This window comes from Paeniglutamicibacter sp. ZC-3 (assembly GCF_025847175.2).
GTDB lineage: Bacteria > Actinomycetota > Actinomycetes > Actinomycetales > Micrococcaceae > Paeniglutamicibacter > Paeniglutamicibacter sulfureus.
This window is the reverse complement of record NZ_JAOYTG010000002.1, coordinates 105,558-131,290: the sequence shown is the minus strand read 5'-3', so window position 1 is coordinate 131,290 and position 25,733 is coordinate 105,558. Positions and strand designations below refer to the sequence as shown.

The window sequence follows — 25,733 nt, the reverse complement described above, 5'->3', positions numbered from 1 at the left end:
GTAGACTGAAACTTGTCCCGGAGCCTTCCAAGGAGAACATGATGTTGAACCCGCTCGACCTCGGCTCGACCTCGTCCCCGCAGGTAGAAAACCCACTGGAGTTGGAGCCGCCGAAGCCCATCGTGGAGGTAGCGATCCATGTTCCGGAGAAGGTCGGCGGCATGATCCTGGTGGATGCCGAGGCGCAGCAGAAGCACGCTGAGAACGCCAAAAGCTTTCTCGATGACCTGCTGGCCACACCTCTCCAGAGTCCAGAGTTTCAGACCAAGTTAGCGCAGTTGACCCGGCTGGGCGAGGGGATGATGCAGCAGGCGAGCTCCGCGTCCAACCGCATGCTGAAGAGGCCCGCAGCCGCTCTCGCAGCGACCGGCGCGGACCCTGCATCGCGTACTGGCAACTCCTTGGTGGAACTGCGACAGATCGTCACCGAGCTGGATCCCAAGCGCCACGATTTGACCGGCACCAAGCGCATCCTGAAGTTCCTGCCCGGAGGCAGGGGTATCCAGCGATACTTCATGAAGTACGAGTCAGCACAAGAGCAACTTGACGCCATCACCAAGGCACTCAAGGGTGGGCAGGACGACCTTCGGCACGACAACGCTGCCATCCAGACCGAACGCGACGCCCTCTGGGCGGCGATGGGGCAGCTGGCGAACTATGCCGTGCTCGCGAGCCACCTTGGCGATGGTCTGGAGCGGCGGATTGAAGAGCTGCGCAACACGGGCAAAGCGGACGACGCCACAACGCTGGAAGCAGATGCCCTCTTCTACGTCCGCCAACGCCACCAAGACCTCATGACCCAGATGGCGGTGTCCATCCAAGGGTATTTGGCTCTTGATGTGGTCAAGAAGAACAATTCAGAGCTGATCAAGGGCGTGGATCGGGCGCTTGACACCACTCTCGCGGCGCTGCGAGTCGCGGTGATAGTTGCGCAGGCCTTGGCCCAGCAAAAGATCGTTCTGGCGCAAATTGATGCCCTCAACTCGACTACCTCGGACTTGATTGTCTCGACTTCCGAACTCCTCCGCTCCCAAGGCGCAGCGATTCACCAGAATGCTGCCCAAGCCACGGTCGACTCCGCGAAGTTGCAACAGGCATTCGACAATGTATTCCAGGCCATGGACGAGATCGACAGGTTCAAGACGGAAGCGGCACATTCGATGAAGCAGACGGTGCAGGTCCTTGAGGGCCAAGTAAGCCGCGCGCGTCATCAGCTAGAGCGCAGTCATGCCTCTGAGGAGGCCACCACGCACCCACGAAGGACGCAGTAATGTCACGCCTCACTCCAGGGAACATCCTCAGGGTAGTGCTCGCATTCGTTTTTTGGATTTTCGTCGCTTTTTATGTGCTCGTCATCGGGATGGGTGCCAAGAACAAGAAGGTGATGCTTGAAGGTGGGCTCTACGCCGCCCTCTTCATTGCTGCCGTTTCCATTTCCGGAGCCAGTGGTGCTTTTGCCGCTTTCGCCGTGATGGGCCTGTCAGCCGTGCGTTCATACATGCTTCGCGATCTCTGGCTCCCCAGAAGGGTGCGAAAATCTCAGCGTGGCAGCATGGTCCAGGAGCACGCACCTACGCCCCCTCCCGTCCAGGCGTACCCGGCCGCAACGTCGCTCCCCGGGTCGTCGGACGACCTATCGACCGCTCTGACTTGGGTGAGTTCCCAGGCCAAGCAGAACAAGCACCGCCTTCCAGCTGATACGTACGTAACCATCCTGGAAACCTGCCAGATGCTGGACTCGGTCATCGACGCGGAAAGACGGCATCCGTCCGCCGATGCGCGGTTTGAGTATGAACTGGATGCCGTGGTGAGGGAATACTTGCCAGCGGTTCTTCAGGGATTCCTGGCCATACCGCCGAGCATGGTGGAAAACCGCCAACCAAACGGAAGAACCCCCAACGAGGAATTGGTTGAACAAACTCGGCTTCTCCTCGGACAGGCCGAGACGCTGCACTCCACGCGTCACAGCCAAACTTCTGCGGATTTGACCACTACCGGCAACTTCCTGAGAGAGCGCTTCGGGCATCACCAACCAGGTGGATTCGACTTCGGGATCAAGTAGGAGGTCACGTCCGAAGGTGCTCGTACCGTGGCCGGCAATGGGAAGCACAGAGACGGGCATTCAGAACGGTCGACACTCTAGGTCTCGCAGTGCCTGCCCTTTTCCGAGGGGTCCCGGCAGCAGGCGCTAGCTAATGAGGTTCTACCCAACGCAACTTCCGACTAACGGTGCTCTGGGCATCCGCGGTTGCCGCGGCAATCGCGTCTCGTGGAATGCCGGGCTAAGGCCTCAGCGACCAGTCCGCGACCTATCCGGTGCTGCCTTCCGCGTTCAGACGGTGATTTTCGATCCGGGATTGTGGAAGCGAATCGCCTCGGCAATCTCGTTTGCCTCGTCCTCGTCGTCCTCGAATTCTTCCTGGTCCTCCGCTACAACGATGGGGTTGAGCGCGGTGGGGGTAAACCCTAGCCGGATGACATAGCCGCGCCGCGCCTTCACCTTGGTCATGGCCTCGAGGTCGCCGAGGCTTTCGTTCCATGCAGCGACGGCACGCTGCGCGTACTCCCGTTTTTGCTCCGGCGGAACGGCGACCGCGTCCAGTTCGCCATCGCTGCCTTCGATGTCGATGGCGTAGCTGATCTCGGGTTCATCGGCTTTTTCGCCGATCTCCACCATGATCTCGGATGACGACCACAGTGCCAGTTCGGTTTCCAGCATGTTTTCCCACCAGCGGCCCAGGAGCCGGGCAACGTTAACGGCTTCCTCGGACTTAACGGCACTGACGGCGTAGCCCGCGTGGGAGCCTTCGACCATCAGCGTTTGGTCGGGCAGGATCTCGACCAATGAGTCGTGGCCGCGCACCAGGGAATCGATGTGTGGCCGATCGGTGGTTCGACCGGAGATTCTTAGCGAGGAGAAGACGGCACCGGATTCCATGGATTCGGAAATGCGCAGGTCCAGCTCCTCGTACCTGCCCAGTGATTCGATCACCTCGGCGGTGCGGTTGACCAGCGCCGGTAATTCACGGCGGGTGCCCAGCACCATGACGGTGTAGACGGTGGGCATCGGCACCTTGTCGGTCGCCACGGAGATCTGTGCGTCAAACGGAAGGGCAGCAGCCAGTTCGGCGACCCGCGCCTCCACTGTCGCTGTGGCCGCCGCCGCGGCGGCTCGCTTGGTTCCGGAGAAAACATCGAAGATTCCCATCAGAGCATCCCCTCCAGTGGTCCGGTGAACAGCAATCGGGCCAGCACCAGCATGGCTGCGGCTCCCACCGTCCAGAGCAAGGCTGGGGTGATGCGGCGCTTGCGCAGGGTGCGTCCGGCGGGCGTCACCTCTCTGGAGGCATTCATTCCGAAGCGGTCTACCGGTTGGCTGTCGGCCAGTCCGACCATGGTGGCTCCCACACCGAAGACCAGATCCGAGAGTTGCTCCCAGGTCTGCGCCCGACCGAGGTCAAGTTCCTTACGGGCGAAGAAGATGATCTGGTCGTCCACGGTTTCCACGTCGAATTCCGGGGCGTCCCGCTTCAACCTTTCCAAGACCTCGGGAGCGAAGATCCGGTGGGCCTCCTGCTCATATCCCTCTGGCGCATACACGTTAAAGTCGCTTCCGTGCTCCCCTCCAGGGAAAGCAATTGCGATTTCGCCAGGCTCGCCGGGACGCTGGAGGCAAACCAGTTGTCGTTTGCCTTGGCGTCAAGGAGGATGCGTGGCAGCGTCCGGTCGGCCGTCAGTGCGATATAGGTCCAGGAGATGATCGACGGACGTTCGTCATGGTCCCGGACCTGCGAACCGGTTTGGTAGGAGTAGTGGGCGATCTCGAACGGGAACGGGTGGGCCGGGGAGTTCCTGAACCGCCTCCACGACCGCGGATGGTGACCCTGTTCGAAGATCGTTCCCTGCAGCTTCGGTAGTTTGGGTTCCTCGTTGTGGGACAGCCCGTTGCGCTGGACGAATCGGGCGAGCTTCGCCTTGATGACCTGCGGGTCTTCCCCCCTGGCCTGGAGCAGGAAGCCGATGGCCGCAGCCAGCACGCCGCCCAGGAAGATGCCCGAGCCGATATTGAGGTAGGAGGCATCCAGGTTAAACGAATCCACCATGGCCTCGGCCATGCCCATGGAACACACCAACCACACCACGAGGCAGGCAGTGGCCAGTCCGATCACGATTGACTTGGGGGCTGTGCGCAGCCATGCCCGTCCGGACTGCGCTTGGGCTGATATCTCCTCCGGGGTTGGCTGTTCCCGGAAGGCGGAGGTATCAAAGCCAGTTGTCATTTTCCCAGCCTACGTCCATTCGATGGAAAATAATGCACGTTGCTTTCCATCGCGAAGCCCGAAGTTGGGAACGAGTCACCGCGCAACGCGATCCGGACGGGATACGCTTTTGCTGAAGTAGGTGCCCATGCGCGTTACGTCGACCTGGAAGAATTTGATATCGGTCGGTATGTCGGATAAGAAATAATGATAGATATTATGGCTTGCTTCCGACTCATTGAGAGTGCAGAGCACCGGAAGCTGCATAGACCTTGGTAACGCCCCCATAAAAAACGAGGACAAACGTAGATGAGCAAGAGCATTTGGCGAACCCCCGGCATGATCCTGACCGGCGCATTGGCCACGGCCGTGGCTCTGGCGGGTTGCTCCGCGGCAGACGGGGCTGCACCGGAAGAGCCCTCCCAAGCGTCGACCAGTCTCTCGGCGAACGCATCGACTACAGCCGCATCCGTCGCGCCTGAAGAAGCCGCAACTGTCGATGACCTGGGCCGCCTCGGTACACGAGAGGGTGGCAAGGAAGGCGTGACCGTCACCTTGAACAGTGTCGTCGCCAACGAAGGGACCATGACGGTGAACTTCAGCATGCAGAACGACCAGGAGTCCGGAAACATCCAGGTCAAGGACCGCTTCAACAACGGCATCCGGGACGCAGATTCCTCGCAAAGCACGGTGGATACCTTCAGTGCCGACGGCGTCTATGTTGTCACGCCCGAGAAGAAGCGCTACCTGGTAGGCCGGGACGCCGATGGCATTTGCGCGTGCTCCGGCAACCTGGCCAACGCCTTCGTCAACGCGGGAAGCAGCATGACGTTCTCGGCCGTGTTTGCAGCTCCGCCGGCGGACGTCACCACTGTCGACGTGCACATCCCCACTGTGGGTGCTTTCACCAGCGTCGAACTTACGCGCCCATGAGGCGTGCCATCGCCGCTTCGGCAATCGCATTGCTGCTGGGCGGCACCGCGGTAGCCACCCCCTCCGCGGCAGCAACCACCGAGCCGGGATCCATCGGAGCCTCTGGAACCATCACCTACCCGGTCGAAAACACCTCATTCCCCGTCACCGACCTCGTCTTCGGAACTGCAAGCGAAAGCGGTGATTTCAAGGAAGAAGGGCCAAAGATCACCTTGGCCGGCGAAGTGCTCTTCAATCCGAACAAAGACACCCTCTCCACGACGGCCGACACGGAGCTCAAGCGTCTGGTCCAGGAAATCCAGGCCCGGAACGCACGCGAAATCACTGTTATCGGCCATACCGACAATGTGCAGGGCAGCGCTCATAACCAGAAACTCTCCGAACGGCGTGCGACGGCGATCGGAAAAACCTTGCGCAAGGCCCTCGGTGAAGACGTAAAAGTCACCACCTCCGGCAAGGGGCAGGACCAGCCCATCGCCGACAACGAGAGCGATGAAGGCCGCAAACTGAATCGCAGGGTCGAAATCACAGTCGTGAAATAGCCCGCCACTTCCACCGATCCACCCCGCGGAACCACGGAAGAATTTCCCAATGCGTGGCAGTTCGACCGGGTGCTTTCCTCCTGCGGCTTCACCGCGCTGGTCGTCTACGTGATCCTGGCCCGGGTCCTGGATGCCTAGCTGCTGAAGGAATACGACGTCGCGACACTCATCCGCCGTGCTCCCGCGCCGGGCACACGGGCGAGGGCGATCATTCCCCCGTGTGCCCGGCGGCGCGGGACCGTGGTTCGTGCGTGGCTGCGGCCCTACGGCTTGAGCACGACCTTGATGCAGCCGTCGCCCTTCTTCTGGAAGGTCTCGTAGAGCTCGGGCCCTTTATCCAGCGGGACGGTGTGGGTCACCAGGTCATCCAGCCCCAGCGGGTCGGTGGGGTCCTCGGCCAGCGGCACCAGGGTCTCGGTCCACTTGCGCACATTGCACTGCCCCTGCCGGATTTGGATTTGCTTGTCGAACATCTCCAGCAGCGGCATGGGAGTAGCGGCGCCGGAGTACACCCCGCTGAGGGACAACGTGCCGCCGCGGCGGACCGAGGACACTGCGGCGTGCAGGACGGCGGTGCGGTCCACGGAAAAGTTCTCCATGGCCTTCTGGGCGAGGGCATCGGGCAGCAACCCGGTGGCATTTTGCATCAATGTCGCTCCGGGTGATCCGTGAGCCTCCATCCCGACGGCATCAAGAACCGCGTCGGGACCGCGCACCGTCTTCTCCTGGAGCCGTGCGGCAATGTGCTTGTCGAAATCCATGGTCTCGATCCCGTGGCGTGCAGCCATCTCGCGGCGTTCGGGCACCGGGTCCACTCCGATCACTTGGTACCCGCGGTGCACGCCGATGCGTGCGGCCAACTGTCCCACGGGCCCGAGGCCGAAGACGGCCAGGGTCCCGCCCTGCGGGACGTCCGCGTATTCGACGCCTTGCCAGGCCGTCGGAAGGATGTCCGAGAGGAAAAGATACCGGTGATCGGGCAGGTCCCTGCCGACCACCACCGCTCCGTAATCGGCATGCGGAACCCGCAGGTATTCAGCCTGCCCGCCGGGAACGCTGCCGTAGAGTTCCGAGAACCCGAAGAGGGCTGCACCCTTGGCTTGGTCGCGCACCTGGGTGGTTTCACATTGGGATTGCAGGCCGCGTTCGCACATCCAGCAATGCCCGCAGGAGATATTGAATGGGATGACCACGCGGTCCCCCACCTTGACCCTGGTGACAGCCGGCCCGGTTTCTTCCACGATGCCCATGGGCTCATGCCCCATGATGTCTCCCGCATGCATGTAGGGACCCATGAGTTCATAGAGGTGGAGATCGGAGCCGCAGATGGCGCTGGAGGTGACCTTGATGATGATGTCGCCGGGTTCTTCGATGCGCGGATCGGGAACCTCGGAGACCTCGATCTTTCGTTTTCCCTGCCAAGTCAATGCCTTCATGATTCCTCCTGTGCAGAATTACTCGGTGGTCTGGCGCGTCCCGCCGCAGGCGGGACGCGGGTCGAAATGGACGTCGCCGACGACCTTGCTTGCCCCTGCGGGGTCGCAGGTGTTCCGGCGGTACTGTGCGCTAGTCGTCGCCGTCAGTGGATGTGGCGGGCCCGCTGGGGGTGGCTCCGCCTTCGTCGGTCCAGTCATGCCCGGGGTCGGTGGCAAGGGCCGGATCCGAGACGTGGTCCTTGTCGTGCTCGGGTAGGTCGGTGGCGTCGTTAGTGCGACCGGCGGCTGGGTTCTGGTTGTCCTTCATGGCATTCTCCTTCGGATGGTGGCTTGGGGTATGGGAGGAGTTCGTCCCTGCCTTGCAAAGCGAGGGTGGAAGGTGGGCAGATTGTCTGCGATGGCGTCCTCGTGGCTAACGTTGCCTGCCCGTCGGCGACCTCGCTCCTTTTGCACCGCCAGACGGCGGCGGATGCGGTCTGGGGCTCCACCAGCACGGCAGCGGAGATGGCATCAAAGGCGCGCAGCGTGGGGAGGAGTTTGACTGTGTCTTGCTGCAACGGCCTAACTGGACGGCTTGACCGCCACCGCCCGGGCGGTTGACGTGAACCTGTAGTCAGCGGACGCCTGGGCCGAGCGGCACACAGATTGACCGGCGAGTCAGGGACTGCGGGGAACTTTCCGTGCGGGAGCCTCGGAACCGGCTCCCGCACGGAAAGTATGGAACGCCCGCCATGGGGAGGGTCTAGTGACCCTTCACGTCTTTCGCGGCGTCCTTGAGGTGTTCACCGGCCTGCTTGACCTTGGCAGAGGCCTGGTCACCGGCCCCCTCGGCTTGCAGCTTTTCGTTGTCGGTCGCCTCCCCGACTTTTTCTTTCGCCTTGCCGGAGGCTTCCTGCGCTTTGTTACCAATTTTGTCGTCGAGACCCATGAGGTCCTCCTTCGTTGGATGAAAACGGGAACATTTCCCAACGTAGGTCCTGTTTCTGGATAGTCGCTGGGAATCCCTACGCTATGGGATGCAATCCCCGGTGACAACGATTTTGCACCCGTCCGTACCGAGGCCAACTCAGTTCAGCTGCTTGCAACTTCGGGCACCCTCACCGGTAGGTATCGATCCGCTTCACCGTTCCCAGTCGCGGCCCGCCACGGGCATCCGTTCCTCGGACGCGCAGTCGCACTTCGCTGCACGCCCACGGATTACATTTTCTGTGCCGTCGTGAAGAAGTTATTGCCGGACCACCGACGGCGGGTCGCTTCCCCGATCCAGAGCTTGGACGCCGCATTTTCCGGGAACGAGAAGGAGATGCGTACCTGAGACGTGCGGGAACTGGTCGCAGGCAACTGTGCACCCAATTGCATATGGAATTGAACTACTCATTCATTTTGTGAAAGGCTGGTCGCGCTAACTTTTAAGATACGAACGTTGAATCCGATGAAAGGGAAAGTCCGTGCATGAACTGGATCTGATCCGGGCAGCAACCGAAGATGTGGCCTCCGCCAAGGTGCTCCTCCAGGAGCGTACCGATGCCCTGGACGCCATTATCCAGACGGCCTTGGACCATGGCGTCTCCATGGATGCGATCGCTGAAGCAAGCGAACCAGCGCTACCCGGAATCGACAACACCGCGGGAGCGCGGCAGCACCTGCTCGTTGCCTGACGGCGGCCCATGGGGCAGACGGCGTTGACGCATCCGCCCCATGAATGGAACGTTCTGGCGAGGGCAAATATCCCATCGCATACCCCGGGCGACGGCTTTCGGCGCAAGATGTGCGGCGAAGGGCCCTGTTCCATTCGTCCAGATTCATCCCACGGTCGCCCTTGAAGCCATACGACGACCCGCCATACGAGAAACCGGCATCAGCTCCGTTGGCGGCTCCACGATAAAGGTGATCAAGTGCTTCCTCCGTGGTGGCAAGAGGGTGCGCGCATGAAGGAGGCCCCAACCTGAAAAGGTTGGGGCCTCCTGTTCGTGCACATACTAGGCGCGCTTGCGCGTCAACAATCCCCAAATAACCAGGACAATCAACGACCCGCCAATAGCCAGCAACCACGTCGAAAGTGACCAGAATTCGCTGATATCCACGCTAAACAGCGCGGAACCAATCCAGCCACCAACAACGGCACCAACTACGCCGAGCAGCAACGTGGCGAGCCAGCCGCCACCTTGCTCACCTGGCTTGATTGCCTTAGCAATCGCACCGGCAATAAGGCCTAGAACTATCCAACCAATGAATCCCATGACTTTTCTCCGTTCGGATGAAGTTACGTCGTTCAGCATCAGGATCGCGATGCACTCAGAAAACCTTACAGCTAACACACAGAAGGTCACGTCACGGAGGGGATCTTGGGACCAGTATCACAGAAAACTGGAGATCCTATGGGCAGCGCGCATAACCAAAGCAAGGAACCGACGCGCGGCCAGTCGAACCTTTAGAACATCGTGGCTCGTTCGAAAGTTGCAACGACTCCCCATGCGGGACCGTTCCCCGTGGATCGCAGCAGAGCCGCTGCCCACGGGGAACCATCATCCGGCCGACCGCCGCGTTAGTTCTGCCAGAACGGGTAGTCGGTGTACCCGGCTGCACCCTCGGTGTAGAACGTGGAGGAGTCGGGTTCGTTCAACGGCAAGCCTTCCTGCCAGCGGCGCACCAAATCCGGGTTGGCGATCGCCGGGCGGCCGACCACCACTGCGTCTCCCCAGCCGTTGGCAGCAACCGCAGCTGCGTCGTCGTACGTGGTGACGGTCTGGAACCCGGTGTTCAGCAGGACAGGTCCGTTGAACCGCGAGCGCAGGTCCTGGACGAGTGTCCCGGCGGGATCCGCGTGCAGGATGCTCAGCGCGGCCAGGCCAAGGGGTGCGATCCCGTCGATGAGCGCGGCATAGGTGGCCGCGACATCTGCCGGATCGCTCTCCACTGCACCCTGGACGTTGTGCTCGGGGGAAATGCGCAGGCCGGTCCGCTCCGCCCCGATGGCGTTGGCCACGGCGGTGACCACCTCGATGACGAGGCGCGCCCGGTTTTCCGGGGATCCACCGTAGGCGTCGGTCCGGGTATTGGAGCTCGGGGCCAGGAACTCGTGCAGCAGGTAGCCGTTGGCGCCGTGCAGTTCCACTCCGTCGAAGCCCGCGGCGATCGCATTGCGGGATCCGGTCACGAATTCCTCGATGATTCCGGGCAGCTCGCCGGTCTCCAGGGCGTGCGGGACGGGGTAGGCATGCTTGCCGGTGTAGGTCCGGGTCAGCCCCTCCACGGCAATGGCGCTGGGGGCGACGACATGGTCCTGCCCGGTGGTCTCGGTGTGCGTGACCCGGCCGGCGTGCATCACCTGGGCGACAATGAGGCCGCCCTCGGCATGCACCGCGTCGGTGACGCGCTTCCATCCGGCAATCTGTTCCTCGGTGGCCAGGCCCGGCTGGCGGACGAACCCCTGGCCGGTGGCGCTGGGGTACACGCCCTCGGACACGATCAGCCCCATCGAGGCGCGCTGGCGGTAGTACTCGACGACGTCGTCGTTCGGCACGCCGTCCACGCGGGAACGGGAGCGGGTCAGCGGCGCCATGACGAGTCGGTTGGGAAGTTCGAGGTCACCTAGGGTCAGCGGGGAAAACAGGTCCATGGGGCAGTACTCCAAACGTTGGGGTGGGTTGCCTGGTGCAACCGGCCACGCTGCGGCGATATTCCTTCTGGGCCCACCAGGTGAGGTGGAACACAGTTCCTGAGCCGTCGGTACTTCCGTGGAGAAGATGTTCAACGACGACCTGATCGGCAAGTTCAACGACTTCGACGCAAAGGCAGTCATCAAGCAGGTCCGCGACTGGCAGGCCAAGTGAGTCCCGAGACCCCGAACCCGCCCAGGTTCCTGGCCGACCCCCCGCTGCCGCCGCGAACGTCCGTGGAAGTGACCCGCTGAAGGGATGCGTCGATGCTCGAAATCAGGTCGTCGCCAGAAACGACGGCCGTTGACCTCGGCACCGGGGATGATCCGGCACCCCCATCCGTTGGATAGACATGCGATCATTAATTTCGACCGCATGATTCCGATGATAGAAGGTGGGAAACGCCGTGGCAGGTTTCAGTAAATTCAGCAAGATCCTTAGGGAAGCAGCGAAAAACCCCAAGGTCAGGCAGGCCGGTGGCCAGGTGGTCGACAAGGCAGCGGTCTTGGCTGGAAAAGCCACCAAGGGCAAGCACCTTGACAAGATCGAACGCGCGCGGGAAGAAGCGCGCAAGCGCTTGGACAAGCGCCCCTAACCCTCCGCGCGGGCCGGGGTCATCGACAGGCAGCGTGGATTCCAAGTTCGCACTTGCCTCTGTCCGCGGGGAGCGGATGATGCCTGAATCAATCGCGAAGGAGTGAGAGCACGGAGTCTCGTGCTCTCACTCCTTCGCGCTTCTAGTTATGCGCTTCGCGGAACATGGCCATGGGCGCGACCAGCATCTCTGGGAGGCGTTGGTAGCCGGCGATCGGCCGCCGAGTTGTTCACCGTTCCTGTGTGCCTTGAACCAATCCAGCCCACTCAGGCCGCATGCTCTCCGGCGGTGTCCGCCTCGTCGCAGAACACATGTGCCTGCTCGATCACCGGGCGGACCAACTCGCCCTCCTGCGGAACCCATCCGTGGACCAGCGCGCGCAGCCGTGTACCTGCCCAATCCAGGCTCGTTTCATATCCATGCCGCCCGTACAGCGCGGAAGTGACTCGGGCCAGCGGTGCTCCGGTCCGGGCTTCGGCCCTGGTTTGCTTGTCCTCGGGGTCCAGCCGAATGGCAGTCGGCGCCACCGCGGCCACGGCTCGCCTCGAGCGCGTCCCGGCCACTGGCCGAACACCGATCATTTGGGTCTTCCCATCCCGGGATAAACCGTGCTGGACCGGCAGCCGGAACCCGGGATGGTCGGCATGAAATTGACCGTTGACCACGGTGCCGGGGAACAGCGTTGCATCCGAGACGAACGATGCGACAAAGGCGTTTGCCGGTGTTTCCAGCAATTCCCTGGGGGTCCCGATCTGTTGGATTCTTCCGTGGTTCAACACGGCCACCCGGTCGGCAAGACCAAGCGCCTCGGCGCGGTCGTGCGTCACGTGCACCGCGGTCAGCCCTTCCTCACGGGTCAGCCCACGAAGTTCCAGCCGGAGCCTGGCTCGCAGGGGCTCATCGAGTGCGGAAAGTGCTTCGTCCAGCAGCAGCGCCTGTGGCTTGGCCACGATCGCCCGGGCCAGGGCCACGCGCTGGCGTTGGCCACCGGAGAGCGCCGCGGGTTTCCGGTTGGCATATTCGGCAAGACCTACCTGCTCCAGCACGGCGGCAACCCTCTTGGCCAATTGCGGCCGTGGAACGCCTTCCAGTTTCAGCGGATAGCCGACGTTGCCCGCAACGCTCAGGTGCGGCCAAATGGCGTGGTCCTGAAAGACCATGCCCAGCGCACGCTTTTCGGGAGGCACCCACACTCGGTCCCCGGCCATGGTGCGTCCGCCGATCGCAAGATTTCCGGCGGTCGGGCGGATGAAACCGGCAAGGGTCCGAAGGAGTGTCGTCTTGCCCGAGCCGGAGGGGCCGAGCAAGGCCAGGAACTCGCCGTCCTTAACGTTCAGGTCGATCCCTTCCAAGCCCACATGCCCGTCGCCGTAGACATGGCCCAGATTGGTCATTTCAATGGTTGCCACGCGAAGTTCCTTTCAGGAGATTCTTATTTGTCCGCACGGCGGTTGGCCAGCGCGGCGGTGGCCGAGAGTCCGAGGATTCCCACCAGGGCAACCACCAGGGCAAGGGCGGAGGCTCCGCCGTAGTCGCCCGACTGTTGCAGGTTGAAGATGGTCACGCCCAGGGTCTGGCTTCCGGGGGCCACCAACAGAATGGAAATGGTCAGTTCCCGCACAGCTGTCAGCAACACCACGACCCCGCCGGTCACGGCGGCCGGGCCCGCCAGGCGAGCGGTGACATCCAGCAGGGCACGCAACGGAGTTGCCCCGGCGGAGCGGGCGGCATCCTCGAGCGTGGAGGACACGGAGTCCATCGGTGCGCGCACGGCCTGGACCACCAGGGCGGTGAATGCCATGACGTAGGCACCCAGGATCACCCAACCGGTATTGAAGATTCCCAGCATGGGGGCAATCAGCAACCACCCCACGGCAATCACCAGACCCGGCAGGGCCTGGGGCAGGGTCGCCGCCACATCGAGTGGCCCGTTGCTGCGGTGCCTGCCGCGGGTCAGCAGCAGCGCAATGCCCATTCCCAGCAAAGTGCAGCACACCGCCGCTCCCCCGGCCAGCATCACCGAGTTCCCGACCCCGGACACCGCACCGGGTGAGGTGGAAGCCCGAATGATGTTGTCCATGGTCAGGTTTTCCCACGTCAGAGGCACACCGGGGGCCGGTAGCAACGCTTGGGTGGCCAACGCCAGCAACGGCACCAGGCAAATGATCGCCACCCACGACCACAACAGGATGACCAGCGGAAGACGGGCTCGGCCCAACTCCAAATCCATGCCGGTGGCCCCGGAACCCCATTGCGTGCCGGTAGGCAGCCGGCGTTGGACAAGGACTGTGAGCACGGCGAGCGCCAGGAGCACCAAGCCGATTGCCGAGACTGCGGGCAGCGGATTGCTGGTGGTGCTGGAGGCCAGGTAGCGATAGACCAGCGTGGTCAAGGTCGTATAGCGCTCGGGAAGCCCGATCAGTGCCGGGATGCCGAAGTCGGACATGTTTGCCACCAGGGTGAGCACGAATGCAGCAAGCAGCCCGGGGCGCAGCAGCGGCAAGGTCACCGAACGGAGTACCTGGGCGGTTCCCGCCCCTGAGATTCGTGCCGCTTCCTCCAGGTTCCCGGGGATCCGCCGCAGCGCGGCGGCGATGACCAGATAGGCCACGGGGTAGGAATGCACCGCGAGCAGGAACACCACTCCCCAGCCGCCGAAGATGCTCATCTCGGCGTTGATGCCCAGCCACTGCAGGGACTTGTTTACCGGGCCATTGGCACCGAGCAGTGCCATCCATGCCATGGCGCCAATGAACGGCGGGATCAAGAAGGGCAGCAAGACCAGCCAGCGCAGCATGACCCTGGAAGGTACGTTGCTGCGTTCGAGCACCACGGCGAGAAACGCGCCGGCGATGGTGGACAGCAGTGCCGAGCCGGAGGCACTGGCCACCGAGTTCAGCGCGGCAGTAGCCACCGCCGGATCCCCGAAGACTTGCCGTGCTGCTGGCTGGATTCCCTGTACGGCCAATGCCGCAAGTGGCAGCCCCACCAGGAACGCAATGGCGACCCACACCACCGTACGCAGCACCCCGAGGCCGTCCCCGGACCGGCGGAGTCCATGGAACAGCTTCTTGTCCGCCGGCCGCTTCCGAATCGGTGCGGTCGCGCCTTCGGCGTGTCCTTGTTCCAGCTTCGTGGCTGCTTTTTCGATGATGTGGGTCGTCATGGGCGTATTACTTCAGCAGGGAGTTGAAGTACTCGACTGCTTCCGTCTGGCCGGCTGCGATCTTGACCTGGTCCGGGTCCAGCAAGTTGATCTCGTTCAGTGCCGGAGCACCGGCAGGGACACCTGCATCCGAGCGAACCGGCAGGTAGGACTGCGTCACCGCTAGCTCCTGGCCTTCCTTGGAAATCAAGAAATCAACGAAGTCGTTGGCGACTTCCTGGTTCTCGGAATCGGCGAAGACACCGGCGGGCTGTGACACGTAGGGCACGCCATCGCTCGGGTAGCTCACGGCAATGGGTGAGCCCTTGGCGGCCAGTTCGCGCGCCACGTAATCAACCACGATGCCAACCTCGGAGCTTCCCGCGGCCACTGCCTGTCCGACAGGACCGTTGCTTTCAAGGACCGTGGGCTCATTGGCCACCAGCGATTCCATCCACGACTTGCCCAGTGCCGGTTCCTGCAGCCACACCGCGGTGTTGAATGCAGCTGCACCCGAGACGTCCGGGTTAGGCATGGCGATCTTGCCCTTGTAGGTGTCCTCGGTCAGTGCGGACCAGCTGGCAGGCGCCTCGGTAATGGCGCCGGTGTTGTAGGCAATGATGGTGGGGATGATCCGGGTGCCCACCCAGTGGCCTTCGGCGTCGACGAATTTCTTGTCCAGGTCCGCACCGTTTTCGATGTCCAGCTTCGCCAGCGCGCCGTCGGCCGCATACGCCTCGAAGGTGGGGACATCGGCCGCCAGGATGACGTCGGCGCTGATCTTGCCTGCCTGCTTCTCGGTGGCGATGCGGGTCTTCAGCTCGCCGGTGGCAGCGCGGAACACCTCGACGTTGACACCCGCATTGGTCTTTTCAAAGGCCTCGACGACCTGGTCGATCTTGGCCTGCGGCTCGGAGGTGTAAACCGTGAGGGTCTTGGTTGCTGCCTCCCCCGCCGCGTCGGCGGAGGCTCCGCCGGCGCAGGCGGTCAGGCCCAACACGGGGATCAACAGCAAAGGGGCAATCGCGCTCAGACGCTTGTTCATTTCTTCTCCTTGACGTGCCGCATCCCCAGGGGTGCGGCTTGCGAGTGGTTGTTACGGGTATTGCGGGGAACTTCAGAGCAAGGCAGGTTGCCGTGCGGGCATCTCTACCACCGGCGCGGCCACGGCCAGGGGTCGTGGCACCTGTACCGGGGTTGCCGACAGCTGCCCGCTCCCGACCTTGATGATGCCGAACCAACTGGTGTCCTGGTCATGGGCCGGAGCGTCGGTGGCGAAGAGCTTGTGGTTGTAGGAAACCGACGGTCCAACCCACACCGGAATGGTTCCCAGGCTTCCGGACGTGGGCAGATGGTAGTGCCCGCACAGGATGGCCCTGACATCACTGCCGGCCAGAACGGCGGCCAGTTCCCCCGGGCGGGCCAGGCCGCGGCCTGCCAGGGCTGGCATCAGGCAGTCAATCGGCGGATGGTGCAGCGCGAGGACCGTCCCGCCGGGGGCGGGAGTCTCCAGCACGGCCAACAGCCATCGAAGCTGTGGCTGGCTGAGTCCGCCGGCAGCCTCGCGGAACCCGTGGGTGTCCAGCCCAATGATCCGCAAGCCCCCGATCATGTGCACCGTGTCCGCTGGATTGGGGCCGCTGGCGATGCGCTGTCGATTGAACCTCGCACCCACCGAGCCAGCCGGATCATGGTTGCCCGGCACCACGATGATCGGGCATTGCAGTTCCCTCTCCGCGTGCTCAAACAACCTGGCCGCACGGGCATGGACCTGCGCACCGCGGTCGGCAATGTCGCCTGTCACCAGGATGGCGTCGGGGGCAAACCGGGCGGCGGCTTCCAGTGCCTCGGCGGTGCGCGCCCAGGTGTCGATCCGCCCGTGCAGCAGGGCTCCACCTGTCAATAAGTGGATGTCCGTCAATTGCACCAACGTGGCGCCGGTTGCGCTCATAGGTCCGGGCCGGCTTCCGCCGCGGCACCGGGACCCGCCAACTCCTCGCGCAGAATGGTCAGGTCGGCCGGATCCAGCCCGTGGGCCAGTAGGTAGCAGGCGGCCGAACCGAATCGCGCGTCGACCATGTCCAGTGCAGCGTCGAGGGCCGCCGCCGGACTCTCCAGGTGCAAGTGGAGCGCGGCCTGCAATTCCGAGCTGTCGCCCAGCGCACAGGACAATTCGTGGTTCACGCGTTCGCGGTAGATTGCCGGCAGGTCTCTGGCGCTGCGCGCATAGTCGTCAAGCAGGATCTGCCGCGGGACGCCCGCGACCTCAAGGACCAGGGCCACCACCAGGCCGGTGCGGTCCTTGCCTGCGGCGCAGTGCACCAGCACGCCGGTCGGCAGACCTGCGGCGATGGCGCCCACGGCCTTGGTGATTTCCGTGCCGCGGGTGGTCAGCAGGTGATAGTAGACATCCTCGATGGCAGTGGCCACGGGCAGTGGACCGAGATACAGCGGGACGGAAACATGCACGGCGCCGTGGGGGACGTAGCCCCGGCGTTCGGCAATTTCGAAGGACTCGCGCAGGTCCACGACCATCCTCACCTCGAGGCGATTGAGTTCCCGCATGCCTTCGGGTTCAAGTCCGCTGGGGGCAGCGGACCGAAACAGCCGACCAGCACCGGCGGAGGGGACCCGGCGCAGGTTCGGCACCGAAGTGGTGGCTTCCGTGGGGCGGGACATATCGGGGGCTTTCCTCAATGACTTGTTTCGTTTCCCTCCAGAGGGAAACCTGCTGGACATTGATTCAAGCCCATTGAAGTGGCCGGACGGTTAATTTCTGTTCTCCAGCAGACGACCCCGCGGTCAAGTCTTCGCGCCCGGAGCACGCCCGGTCCCCGTTCACGTCCGGTTCCCAGAGAAGTTGCGTTGAGAGGTGGTCAAGTTCCCTTACTGTCGGGGTTCCTGGCGCTTTCGCTTCCAGTTCTGGTTTCCCTTGATGGCCGCGTGCAGACTTATGGGCGTTCCCGACGGCATGACCCCAATGACGCCGCCCGCGCTTCGAAGGCGAAGTCCGGGCGGCGCGACGTGAAGGCAGCAGCTGTTGGTTAACATGGAGCTCACTGCACCCAATCCCTGGTGCATGGCCTCGAAGACCGCCCCTCACGTGCTTGGAATCCACGGGGCGCGGCGGATCGCCACCGGCATTCCGCCTCCACCTAGTCGGCTGCGGGCGTGGCGTCTCCGGCGGCGCCGGCCCCCTCTTCCACGTCGGCCCAGGGCACCGGCTTGGCCGGGAGTGCGTCGATGGCAGGTCCCTGGATGACGCTCCCGTCGGTGGCGAAACGGGATCCGTGGCAGGGGCAGTCCCAGGTGGTGTCGGCCGAGTTGAATTCAACGGTGCAGCCCAGGTGCGTGCAGATGGCCGAAACGGCATGGAGCTGGCCTTCCGCGTCCTTGTAAACGGCCGTGCTCTCGCCCTTGGCCTCGAACACCTCCCCCTGGCCGGGCGCCAATTCCGCGCGGTCGCGATGGCGGGCCAGTTTGCTGGTCAGGTCGGTCGCGATGACCTTGAGGTTCTCCCCGATGAGCCGCTTCGCGCTGGCCACCGGGGTGACGCGGTTGCTGTTGAAAACCTCCGCCCACGGGTTCTCCCGGCCAGTGATGGTGTCGGCAAGAATCAGGCCCGCGGCCGTTCCGTTGGTCAGGCCCCATTTGCGCAGGCCGGTGATCACGTACACGTGCTTGGCGGTGGGAGACATGAGACCCACGTAGGGCAGGCCGTCCAGCGGAATGCCGTCCTGCGTCGACCACCGGTAGGCTATCTCGCCGGTACCCAGGGCCTCGCGGGCGAAGGCGGCCAGCCTGCGGTAGCGCTCGGCCGTGTCGCCGGATTCGGAGACGCGGTGCCCCTCCCCGCCGGCGAGCACATAATTCCTGCCGTCCACGGCGACGGTCAGGATGGAGCGCATGGGTTCGTCGACGCTGATGAACGTTGCGTCCAGCGGCGCATCCTCCACCTGCGCGGCGACGAGGTAGGAACGGTGCGCGAGGCACCGGGCGTCAAACAGCCCCTGGTCACCGAAGGGCACATTCGTGGCGACGACGACGTCGCGCGCGCGGACGATGCCCGCCTCCAGGCTGACGATGCAGGGCGAGCCCTCCTGGATGTCCTTCGCACGTGTCCCCTCGAAGACGAAGCTGCCATCCCCGTTGACGGCCCGGGCGAGCCCTTGGAGATACTTCACGGCATGCACCTGCGCCTGCCCGTCGAACCTGACCGCACCCTTGACGGGGAAAGGCAACGGCACATCGGTCGTGAACGTGGCGGGAAGACCAAGCTCCGTGGCCAATTCGGCCTCCGCACGCACGCGTGCCAGGGCGTCGTCGGATTCGGCGTAGGTGTAGTTGGCCACCGTGCGGAAGTCGCAGTCGATGCCTTCGGCGGCCACCACGTCGGCGATATGGCGGATGGCTGCCTCGTTGGCCTGGCCATAGACCCGGGCGGTGTCCGCATCGTGGCTGTCGCGCAAGTCGGTGTAGGCGAGCCGATGCAGGGACGTGACCTTGCCGGTGGTGTGGCCGGTGACGCCGGTGCCCACCTTGGAGGTTTCGATGACCGCCACGCTCCGGCCGGCACGCTTGAGCGCCAACGCCGTCGTCAATCCGGCGATGCCGCCGCCGATCACCGCAACGTCCACCTCCACGTCGCCGCGCGGGCCGGGATAGTCGGTGGTTCCGCCGGTGGCAACCCAAAGTGATATTGGTTCGCCTTCGAGCCGTTCACTGTTCGATGCGCTACTCATTGCCTTACCTCCAGATGGCCCAGTATTCGGAATGCCGGCATTGTCCGGCTGGATCAAGTTCCAATGCCCAATGCGGTCAGCAACACCAGGACGACTGTGGCCACCGCAAACAGGCCGTGCCCGTAGATGATCGCGAGCGGGAACCGCGATTCCGGGGTACCTTCGGTCCTGCCGTTCTTCCAGCGCAGGAACATCATCTCCCCCAGGACTGCAACGAGGACCAGCAGGCCGAGCGCGGTCCAGGCCAGGAGGACCTCCTTGTTGACGATGTAGATGATCCACATCACCAAGCCGGCGACCGCGAGGAAGAGGTGGCCGAAGATCAGCGGCGGCACGAGTCGCGTCGGGAAGGAGGCATCTCCCCGGGCAGCACGCAGACCGCCGTTGCGCAGCCATAGGCCGAACATCGTGAGACCCAGGACTGCGGTGACGAGCCAACAGAGCAGTGCGGCGATGGCCATGGAACCAATCCTTCCCTCAGGGGGTGGAGCATCGGTCCGCGTCGGCAAAACTTCGACCGATCGCGACTATGTCTTGATCATCGCTTTTCACCGGGGGTTTATCAATGGTCTGCGCGCGCAGGGAAATACTGTCCCGGTCGAACCGGTGGATTGACCGGATGCTTCCTCGGAAGAAACGGCCACCATCCGATCTGTCTGGAGCTTCGATATGAAGGCTTTTCCCTGTTCGTTGAACCGAACAATGGACATTGAAGACGGCGCACCTGCGCACGCTGTTTGCCCGAGGGCCTAGTCCTGACCGTCGCCGTCCGTCTGCCGGTGGCACGGAGCGGCTGCCGATGGGCGAACAAGGAGGCTCCCCGTGTGGGATCCGATGTTGCTTGGATCTCCGCACGGGGAGCCTGTGTTGCTGGGCGATGTGGCGGGGCTAGTGACCCGTCACGTCCTTTGCAGCATCCTTGAGGTGTTCGCCGGCCTGCTTGGTCTTCGCAGCAGCCTGCTCGCCAGCCCCCTCGGCCTGCAGTTTCTCGTCGTCGGTGGCCTTGCCGGTCTCTTCCTTGATCTTTCCGGCGGCTTCTTCTGCTTTGTTGCCAATCTTGTCATCGAGACCCATGAGGCCCTCCTTCGATATATGAAAACAGGAACATTCCCAACTTAGGATTCTTTTCTTGGTGTTTGCTGGGAATCCATGCCGAGTCCGGCCATGAGGCCCTGCCGTGGACAACGATCCCGCGGTTCACACGGCGGCAGGGTTGGCCGGAGCCCTTGGTTGGAGCATTGCGGATCGTTCCAACAGGTAGGCGTTGAGCGAGGCGCAGCCAGTTTGAGCAGGTACCGGATCGATGGGAATCCTCGATTTAACCCGCCATTCATGGCGTGCAAAGGTGGACAGGCTAGCCTTCAAGATGCGAACTTTGAAGCCAATGAAAGGGAAAAACCGTGCATGAGCTGGATCTGATCCGCGCAGCAACCGAAGACGTCTCCTCCGCCCGGATACTCCTTCAGGAGCGTACCGATGCGCTGGACGCCATCATCCAAACAGCCTTGGACCATGGGATCTCCATGGACCAGGTGACCGAGGCGAGCGCTTCACCGCAACCCGGAAATGCGCCCGCCGTGGATTCGCGGCAGCACCAGCTCGTGGCCTGAGCAAGTTCCTTCAAGTTTCAATTTCCAGCAGCCCGTCGGCGGTGCGACGCTCCACGTCGCTTCCGTTCGACAGCCGATACGTCGCCCGTCCCTATGCGCGTTGCTGGTCCAGTGGCGGGTGCTCGGCCACGCAGAACAGGTTGCCTTCCGGGTCGGCGATGGTGGTCCACCGGACGTGGGGCACCTCGTCGAGAACGTCCCACTGGTGCGTGGCTCCGAGCCCGATCAGGCGCTGGACCTCGGTCGCCCGCGGCGTGGTTCCCGGCTGAAAGAACATCCCGAATCCGCCCGGACCGATGGGCGGCAGGTAGATGCTGTCTCCTCCGGCCGAGGGGTCGGCGCGGGTGACTGCTGCCCATTGCCTGCCCAGATCCGCATATGTCCGGGGTGGCCTCCGGGTTCTAGAATCGGGATTGACGCAACCGCGGCGGGCCGCCCGGGATCTGCCCGCGGAGGCCACCCGTGTTCGAGGTTCCGGAAAGGAAGCGCACCATGGCCAATGCCCTGGGACCCGCAAACCCGCCGCGGCCCGGACGCGGCTCCGGCACCCCAACGACGCGTGAAACCGGGATCGTCCTGGATGTGGCCATCGGCTACCTGGACGACCAAATCAAGGAACTGCTCATCCAAGATCCCGAGGTTCGTTCCGGCAGCCCGGAAGCCGTCCACGACATGAGATCGTCAACCCGGCGGCTGCGCTCCGCCCTGGAAATCTACGGGCATCTTTTCGAGGCAAGCCCACGCCGGAGTCTGGGCCACGAGCTCAAATGGCTGGCCAAGGCCCTGGGCCGTTCCCGGGATGCCGAGGTCGTGCGCGAACGACTCCGTGACCGCATCGAGGAGCTGCCCGCGAAGTGGCGGACCGAGGTTCTCGTGGAGTCCCTCGAACGCGGGCTCGGCGATGCCCTCGACGCCGGACACCGGCGGGTGGGCAAGGCCTTGAAGTCCAGGCGCTATCGTCGGCTGGTGGAGGACCTCGAGCGATTCCGGGACGATCCCCCGGCCAGGGAACCTGCCCGCCGCCCCGCCGGCACCGAGGTCGCGGCATCGGTCAACGACCAGGCCAGGATCGTTGACCGCGCGTACCGGGCCATGGTGCGCACCGAACCCGGGCACGACCGCGATGTGGCGCTGCACCGGCTGCGCAAGGACACCAAGCGGCTGCTGCACGCCGCGGAATCCGCTGCCGGGATTCACCCGAAACGGGCCGCCACCCTGGCCCGCCGGGCACGCCGGCTGCAGAAGATCCTGGGCAACCACCAGGACAGCGTGATGACCCGCGCCTTCCTCGAATCCCTGGCCGCCGACCCTTCCCTACGGGAGGATACCCGGCACGCGTGCGAAAAGATTCTCAAGCGGGAGGAAGGCATCGCCAGATCCGCGGCACGACAGTACGCCCGGGCCCGGCGGACATCGGGCGCGCTGCGGTTGCGCCGCTGAGCGTTCGGGAGGCAGCGGTCCTACTTGCCGTCCGCGCCGAGTTCCTGTTTGCGCGGGAAGTACCAGCGCATCACCTCGCGCAGCTTGTCCGAGTCCTCGCGGGCCCAATTGCGCATGAGCTCCGAGCCGAAGGAAATCGCCGTCACCGGCTGGGCGCCGGCGGCGATCATCCGATCGAAGGCGCGGTCGTGGGCGACCTGGGAGATTCCCCCAACGGCGTCCGCCACCGGATAGACGCCATAGCCCTCGGCGAGCATGTCCAGGGTCGGGAAGGTCAGGCAGACCTCGGTCCACAATCCCGCGATGACCACCTTGCGGCGCCCGGTGCCCTCAATCGCCGCGCGGAAGTCCGCGTCCTCCCAGGCGTTCACCCCGCTGCGGTCAATCTCCCTCACACCGGGCAACTCGTCCTTGATCACCTGACTGGTTCCCTGGTTCACGCCCATGTCCACCCCGACGGTGGACAGCACCACGGGCACCCCGAACTTCGTGGCCAGCCGGCACAGCGCCACCACGTTGAGGTCGATCCGCTCGCGCGTGGTCGAGGTGACGGTCCCGTACTGTTCGGGCTGGAAATCAATCAACGCCAGCACGCAGTTCTGCGGCGTGAGCAGGTGGTCCCGGGCTTGGTCGCGCACCGGTTCCCGGGCGGTCTTCTTCTCCATGTCGTGCTCCTCTCGAGTCCCTCGGCGGCCGGACGCGGCCGACCCGTGGCAATTCGTGCAGATGAAAGACACGGTATACCCGCACGGGTGTGAAAGTATCGGGTTCAGCGATTTCGCGAGGAAATCGGCATGTGGGAAGGGAGGCGGCCGAGCATGCCCACCAGTCGCTTGGAAGCATTCAGCGATGGCGTCTTGGCCATCATCATCACGATCATGGTCCTGGAACTCAAGGTTCCCGAGGGCCACGATCTGGCCTCGCTCATCCCGGTCATCGGTTCCAGCCTGCTGACCTACCTGCTGAGCTTCGTCTACATCGGCATCTACTGGAACAACCACCACCACATGTTCCAGGTCACCGAGAAGATCACCGGCGGGGTCCTCTGGGCCAATCTGCATCTGCTCTTCTGGCTGTCCCTCCTGCCGTTCAGCACCGCCTGGATGGATGAAAGCGCCCTGGCCAAGACACCCGTCGTCACTTATGGCATCAATCTTTTGGCGGCGGCCGCCGCCTACCTCATCCTGCAGCGCGTGATCATCCGCGGGCAGGGGGCCGACTCGGCGCTCAAGCGCGCCATGGGACGGGACCGAAAGGGCAAGGCGTCATTGGTGCTCTACACCGCCGGGATCCTTGCCGCCCTGCTGGGCGGTGAGCACGACAAGGTCTGGGGCTACCTGGGCGTCGCGTTCTTCGTGGCCGTTGCCGTGCTCTGGCTGGTCCCGGATCGCCGGATCGAACGCAACCTCGGTGCGGGGCATCAACCCGCCTGAGCCGGCGTTCAGGACTCCTCGTCGGAAGTGGCTTCCGCGTCCTGTTGGCCCTCCGCGATCGGCGCGCTCTCCGGAGCCGTGGCATAGGCGATCGAGAGCCGCCGGTAGGACCTGGTCGCCAGTGCAGCAAGCCCAAGAATGATCGAGGCGATCCCGGAAACCAGGAACACCATCGCGATCCCGCGGGCGTTCCCCTCCCCTAGCAGCCAACCCCAGCTTTGCTTGCCCGGGTCGGAGGCCATGTAGGGAATGATCCAGAACTCGGCCAGCGGCGCGATCATGAACGCGGTGATCGGAGCGGCGGCCGATTCAAACGTCATGGCGAAGCCGAACACCCTGCCCTGGACCTTGTACGGCACCACCTTCTGGATCACCGTCTGCTCGGCCGCCTCCACCGCGGGAATAATCATCATGAAAATCCAGATCCCCACCGCATAAAGCCACCACCACTCGCGGATCGTGAACGTGGCACCCAGCACGCCGGTGCAGGCCACCAGGATCAGCATGGTCCGGATCGGGTTCTTGCCGAGGCCAAACTTGGCCACCAGTCCGCCGCCGATCAGGAACCCGGTGGCGGTCACCCCGAGCACCACGCCCCAGATTTCCACCGGGAAGATGGTCAGGCCATAGGGGTCCATCAGCGCCATGAACACCCCGCCGGTCAGGTTGTTGAAGGTGGTGAACAGGATCAGGGCAAACAGCCCCTGGGTGGCCCGCACCGCAGCGATGCCGGCACGGAGCTCGGCGAAGTTCTCGCGCCCCTCTGCCCGCACGATCTTGGGCTCCGGAATCCGCAGGACCAGCAGATGCACCAGCACCACACCGCAGGCCACCAGCGCAATGATGATCGTGCCTCCCATCCCCAGGAACCCGATGGCCAGCCCGCTGAAGACCGACGTGATCATGAACGCGAGGCCCTGGACGGTGCCCACCAAGCCGTTGGCGTTGACCCTGCGGTCCGCGGGCACCAGCAGCGTCACGGTGGTGGACAGGGCGATGTTGCGCAGCTGCTCGACCACCGCGCCAATGAGGATCACGAGGGCAAAAAGCCAGAACCAGATCCCGGTCAGGCTCATCAGTTCGGCCTCGGGGACCAGCATGAACATTGCCCCGGCCACCCCAAAGCAGGCCACGGTGAACAGCGTGGAACCCACCATCACCGCATGCTTGCGGTAGCGGTCGACAAGGACGCCGAAGAACAGGCCGAAGAACGCGACCAACAGCATGTAGGTGCCGCCAATAAGCCCGGTGGCCAGCACCGAACGGGTCTCCAGATACACCCAGAAGGTCAGGGCAAACCACAGGAAGCTGGTGATGACATTGGCCAGCGCCGTATTGACCAGCACGTGCATGAACGTGCGGTGCCCCGTCTTGGGTGGCGTCGCATTCGCGGCGGCTTGCCTGTCGGTTGTCCCTATGTCCGCGGAGGACTGATCTTCCTGCGACATGCTCCAAGCCTAAAACCGGGTCGGGCGCTGCGGAAGGTCATCGGGCGGGTAATCGACATCTACCTTGAGTTGGCCCAGCGAGGTCTGGTGTGGCAAAGGGGTAGTGCTTGGGCACGACCCCTTTGCCAATAGACCCCGGCATTAGTACCCCGAGCGTGCCGCCGGAAGCCTTGACGTCCAAGCGCCCGCCCGCGGTCTTGGCCATCAATTCCACGGCGTGGAGCTGGTGCCGCCCGCCGGATGGAAGCCGGTGGAGGTCTTGGCGAAATCGGCCCCGGCGCGTTCGGAGGCCTCACGGCAGCCGACGACCTGGGCATCGCTGAGCACTGCCGATTCGATGATCACCTTAAGTACATGCGGGGCAGGCACTGCGGCCCGGACAACTGCAATTTCCACGTCAACTGAGGCAATGTCGCCGGCCGCGGCCGGGTCCGATACGTTCACGGGCGATTCGAACGCGGCAATTCTCAGGTCTTCACTGCCCGAGCAAG

At 63.7% G+C, this 25,733-nt stretch carries 29 protein-coding genes; 9 read left to right on the top strand and 20 right to left on the bottom strand.

Going from position 1 to position 25,733, the window contains the following annotated elements; genetic code table 11:
• Positions 1–38 precede the first annotated feature (38 nt).
• On the top strand, positions 39–1,271 hold the full coding sequence (locus OIU93_RS03760; RefSeq protein ID WP_264268739.1) for a toxic anion resistance protein: 1,233 nt from the start codon (positions 39–41) through the stop codon (positions 1,269–1,271).
• Positions 1,271–2,062 (top strand): hypothetical protein, encoded by a 792-nt coding sequence (locus OIU93_RS03755; protein ID WP_264268738.1) that lies wholly within the window; start codon positions 1,271–1,273, stop codon positions 2,060–2,062. The genes OIU93_RS03760 and OIU93_RS03755 overlap by 1 nt, the downstream gene beginning before the upstream one ends.
• A 270-nt stretch (positions 2,063–2,332) precedes the next feature.
• Here OIU93_RS03755 and OIU93_RS03750 read toward each other — a convergent pair whose 3' ends face one another.
• From OIU93_RS03750 to OIU93_RS03740, 3 genes are read right to left on the bottom strand one after another with little or no spacing between them, the layout of a single operon-like run.
• Complete coding sequence (locus tag OIU93_RS03750) at positions 2,333–3,208, bottom strand: hypothetical protein (protein WP_264268737.1); 876 nt, start codon at positions 3,206–3,208, stop codon at positions 2,333–2,335.
• Complete coding sequence (locus tag OIU93_RS03745) at positions 3,208–3,543, bottom strand: hypothetical protein (RefSeq protein ID WP_264268736.1); 336 nt, start codon at positions 3,541–3,543, stop codon at positions 3,208–3,210. The genes OIU93_RS03750 and OIU93_RS03745 overlap by 1 nt, the downstream gene beginning before the upstream one ends.
• Positions 3,531–4,280 carry a hypothetical protein gene (locus OIU93_RS03740; protein WP_264268735.1) on the bottom strand — a complete coding sequence of 250 codons (750 nt, stop codon included), beginning with the start codon at positions 4,278–4,280 and terminating at the stop codon, positions 3,531–3,533. The genes OIU93_RS03745 and OIU93_RS03740 overlap by 13 nt, the downstream gene beginning before the upstream one ends.
• Positions 4,281–4,568: 288 nt before the next feature.
• On the opposite strand from OIU93_RS03740, the gene OIU93_RS03735 reads away from it, so the two are divergent.
• Positions 4,569–5,192 (top strand): hypothetical protein, encoded by a 624-nt coding sequence (locus tag OIU93_RS03735; protein ID WP_264268734.1) that lies wholly within the window; start codon positions 4,569–4,571, stop codon positions 5,190–5,192.
• Between the two features lie 29 nt (positions 5,193–5,221).
• Complete coding sequence (locus OIU93_RS03730) at positions 5,222–5,734, top strand: OmpA family protein (protein ID WP_264268733.1); 513 nt, start codon at positions 5,222–5,224, stop codon at positions 5,732–5,734.
• 263 nt (positions 5,735–5,997) lie between these two features.
• Here OIU93_RS03730 and OIU93_RS03725 read toward each other — a convergent pair whose 3' ends face one another.
• From OIU93_RS03725 to OIU93_RS03715, 3 genes are all read right to left on the bottom strand, one after another.
• Positions 5,998–7,170: a zinc-dependent alcohol dehydrogenase gene (locus tag OIU93_RS03725; protein ID WP_264268732.1), complete on the bottom strand. Its 1,173-nt coding sequence runs from the start codon at positions 7,168–7,170 to the stop codon at positions 5,998–6,000.
• A gap of 130 nt (positions 7,171–7,300) precedes the next feature.
• Positions 7,301–7,477 (bottom strand): hypothetical protein, encoded by a 177-nt coding sequence (locus tag OIU93_RS03720; RefSeq protein WP_264268731.1) that lies wholly within the window; start codon positions 7,475–7,477, stop codon positions 7,301–7,303.
• 435 nt (positions 7,478–7,912) lie between these two features.
• Positions 7,913–8,098 (bottom strand): CsbD family protein, encoded by a 186-nt coding sequence (locus tag OIU93_RS03715; RefSeq protein WP_264268730.1) that lies wholly within the window; start codon positions 8,096–8,098, stop codon positions 7,913–7,915.
• Between the two features lie 520 nt (positions 8,099–8,618).
• On the opposite strand from OIU93_RS03715, the gene OIU93_RS03710 reads away from it, so the two are divergent.
• A complete protein-coding gene (locus OIU93_RS03710; RefSeq protein WP_264268729.1) occupies positions 8,619–8,828 on the top strand; it encodes a hypothetical protein in 210 nt (69 codons plus the stop codon).
• Positions 8,829–9,149: 321 nt separating this feature from the next.
• Here the strand turns inward: OIU93_RS03710 and OIU93_RS03705 are convergent, their stop codons facing one another.
• Positions 9,150–9,410, bottom strand: a complete 261-nt coding sequence (locus OIU93_RS03705) for a GlsB/YeaQ/YmgE family stress response membrane protein (protein WP_113761554.1) — start codon at positions 9,408–9,410, stop codon at positions 9,150–9,152.
• A 305-nt stretch (positions 9,411–9,715) separates the two neighbouring features.
• Positions 9,716–10,789 (bottom strand): alkene reductase, encoded by a 1,074-nt coding sequence (locus OIU93_RS03700; protein WP_264268728.1) that lies wholly within the window; start codon positions 10,787–10,789, stop codon positions 9,716–9,718.
• Between the two features lie 446 nt (positions 10,790–11,235).
• Between OIU93_RS03700 and OIU93_RS03695 the strand changes: the two genes are divergently transcribed.
• Positions 11,236–11,424 (top strand): antitoxin, encoded by a 189-nt coding sequence (locus OIU93_RS03695; protein ID WP_264268727.1) that lies wholly within the window; start codon positions 11,236–11,238, stop codon positions 11,422–11,424.
• A 266-nt stretch (positions 11,425–11,690) separates the two neighbouring features.
• On the opposite strand, the gene OIU93_RS03690 is transcribed toward OIU93_RS03695, so the two are convergent.
• The 8 genes from OIU93_RS03690 to OIU93_RS03655 form a co-directional block, all read right to left on the bottom strand.
• Complete coding sequence (locus tag OIU93_RS03690; RefSeq protein ID WP_264268726.1) at positions 11,691–12,833, bottom strand: ABC transporter ATP-binding protein; 1,143 nt, start codon at positions 12,831–12,833, stop codon at positions 11,691–11,693.
• Between the two features lie 23 nt (positions 12,834–12,856).
• A complete protein-coding gene (locus OIU93_RS03685; RefSeq protein ID WP_264268725.1) occupies positions 12,857–14,590 on the bottom strand; it encodes an iron ABC transporter permease in 1,734 nt (577 codons plus the stop codon).
• A 7-nt stretch (positions 14,591–14,597) separates the two neighbouring features.
• Positions 14,598–15,614, bottom strand: a complete 1,017-nt coding sequence (locus tag OIU93_RS03680) for an ABC transporter substrate-binding protein (RefSeq protein WP_264268724.1) — start codon at positions 15,612–15,614, stop codon at positions 14,598–14,600.
• 72 nt (positions 15,615–15,686) lie between these two features.
• Positions 15,687–16,520 (bottom strand): metallophosphoesterase, encoded by an 834-nt coding sequence (locus OIU93_RS03675; protein WP_264268723.1) that lies wholly within the window; start codon positions 16,518–16,520, stop codon positions 15,687–15,689.
• Positions 16,517–17,248 carry a tyrosine-protein phosphatase gene (locus OIU93_RS03670; RefSeq protein WP_264268722.1) on the bottom strand — a complete coding sequence of 244 codons (732 nt, stop codon included), beginning with the start codon at positions 17,246–17,248 and terminating at the stop codon, positions 16,517–16,519. Before OIU93_RS03670 ends, OIU93_RS03675 begins: the two co-directional genes overlap by 4 nt.
• Before the next feature lie 476 nt (positions 17,249–17,724).
• Positions 17,725–19,311: an FAD-dependent oxidoreductase gene (locus tag OIU93_RS03665; protein WP_264268721.1), complete on the bottom strand. Its 1,587-nt coding sequence runs from the start codon at positions 19,309–19,311 to the stop codon at positions 17,725–17,727.
• 53 nt (positions 19,312–19,364) lie between these two features.
• On the bottom strand, positions 19,365–19,772 hold the full coding sequence (locus tag OIU93_RS03660; RefSeq protein ID WP_264268720.1) for a hypothetical protein: 408 nt from the start codon (positions 19,770–19,772) through the stop codon (positions 19,365–19,367).
• A gap of 427 nt (positions 19,773–20,199) precedes the next feature.
• Positions 20,200–20,385, bottom strand: coding sequence for a CsbD family protein (locus tag OIU93_RS03655; RefSeq protein ID WP_264268719.1), 186 nt, complete (start codon positions 20,383–20,385; stop codon positions 20,200–20,202).
• Between the two features lie 326 nt (positions 20,386–20,711).
• On the opposite strand from OIU93_RS03655, the gene OIU93_RS03650 reads away from it, so the two are divergent.
• Positions 20,712–20,921, top strand: a complete 210-nt coding sequence (locus tag OIU93_RS03650) for a hypothetical protein (protein ID WP_264268718.1) — start codon at positions 20,712–20,714, stop codon at positions 20,919–20,921.
• 91 nt (positions 20,922–21,012) lie between these two features.
• Here the strand turns inward: OIU93_RS03650 and OIU93_RS03645 are convergent, their stop codons facing one another.
• On the bottom strand, positions 21,013–21,198 hold the full coding sequence (locus tag OIU93_RS03645; RefSeq protein ID WP_264268717.1) for a VOC family protein: 186 nt from the start codon (positions 21,196–21,198) through the stop codon (positions 21,013–21,015).
• A 215-nt stretch (positions 21,199–21,413) separates the two neighbouring features.
• Between OIU93_RS03645 and OIU93_RS03640 the strand changes: the two genes are divergently transcribed.
• Positions 21,414–22,361 (top strand): CHAD domain-containing protein, encoded by a 948-nt coding sequence (locus OIU93_RS03640; protein ID WP_264268716.1) that lies wholly within the window; start codon positions 21,414–21,416, stop codon positions 22,359–22,361.
• Positions 22,362–22,381: 20 nt separating this feature from the next.
• Here the strand turns inward: OIU93_RS03640 and OIU93_RS03635 are convergent, their stop codons facing one another.
• Positions 22,382–23,026: an isochorismatase family protein gene (locus OIU93_RS03635; RefSeq protein ID WP_264268715.1), complete on the bottom strand. Its 645-nt coding sequence runs from the start codon at positions 23,024–23,026 to the stop codon at positions 22,382–22,384.
• 153 nt (positions 23,027–23,179) lie between these two features.
• On the opposite strand from OIU93_RS03635, the gene OIU93_RS03630 reads away from it, so the two are divergent.
• On the top strand, positions 23,180–23,794 hold the full coding sequence (locus OIU93_RS03630) for a TMEM175 family protein (RefSeq protein WP_264268714.1): 615 nt from the start codon (positions 23,180–23,182) through the stop codon (positions 23,792–23,794).
• Between the two features lie 8 nt (positions 23,795–23,802).
• On the opposite strand, the gene OIU93_RS03625 is transcribed toward OIU93_RS03630, so the two are convergent.
• A complete protein-coding gene (locus OIU93_RS03625) occupies positions 23,803–25,242 on the bottom strand; it encodes an MFS transporter (protein WP_372342864.1) in 1,440 nt (479 codons plus the stop codon).
• A gap of 204 nt (positions 25,243–25,446) precedes the next feature.
• Positions 25,447–25,686, bottom strand: coding sequence for a hypothetical protein (locus OIU93_RS03620; protein ID WP_372342863.1), 240 nt, complete (start codon positions 25,684–25,686; stop codon positions 25,447–25,449).
• Positions 25,687–25,733: the final 47 nt, after the last annotated feature.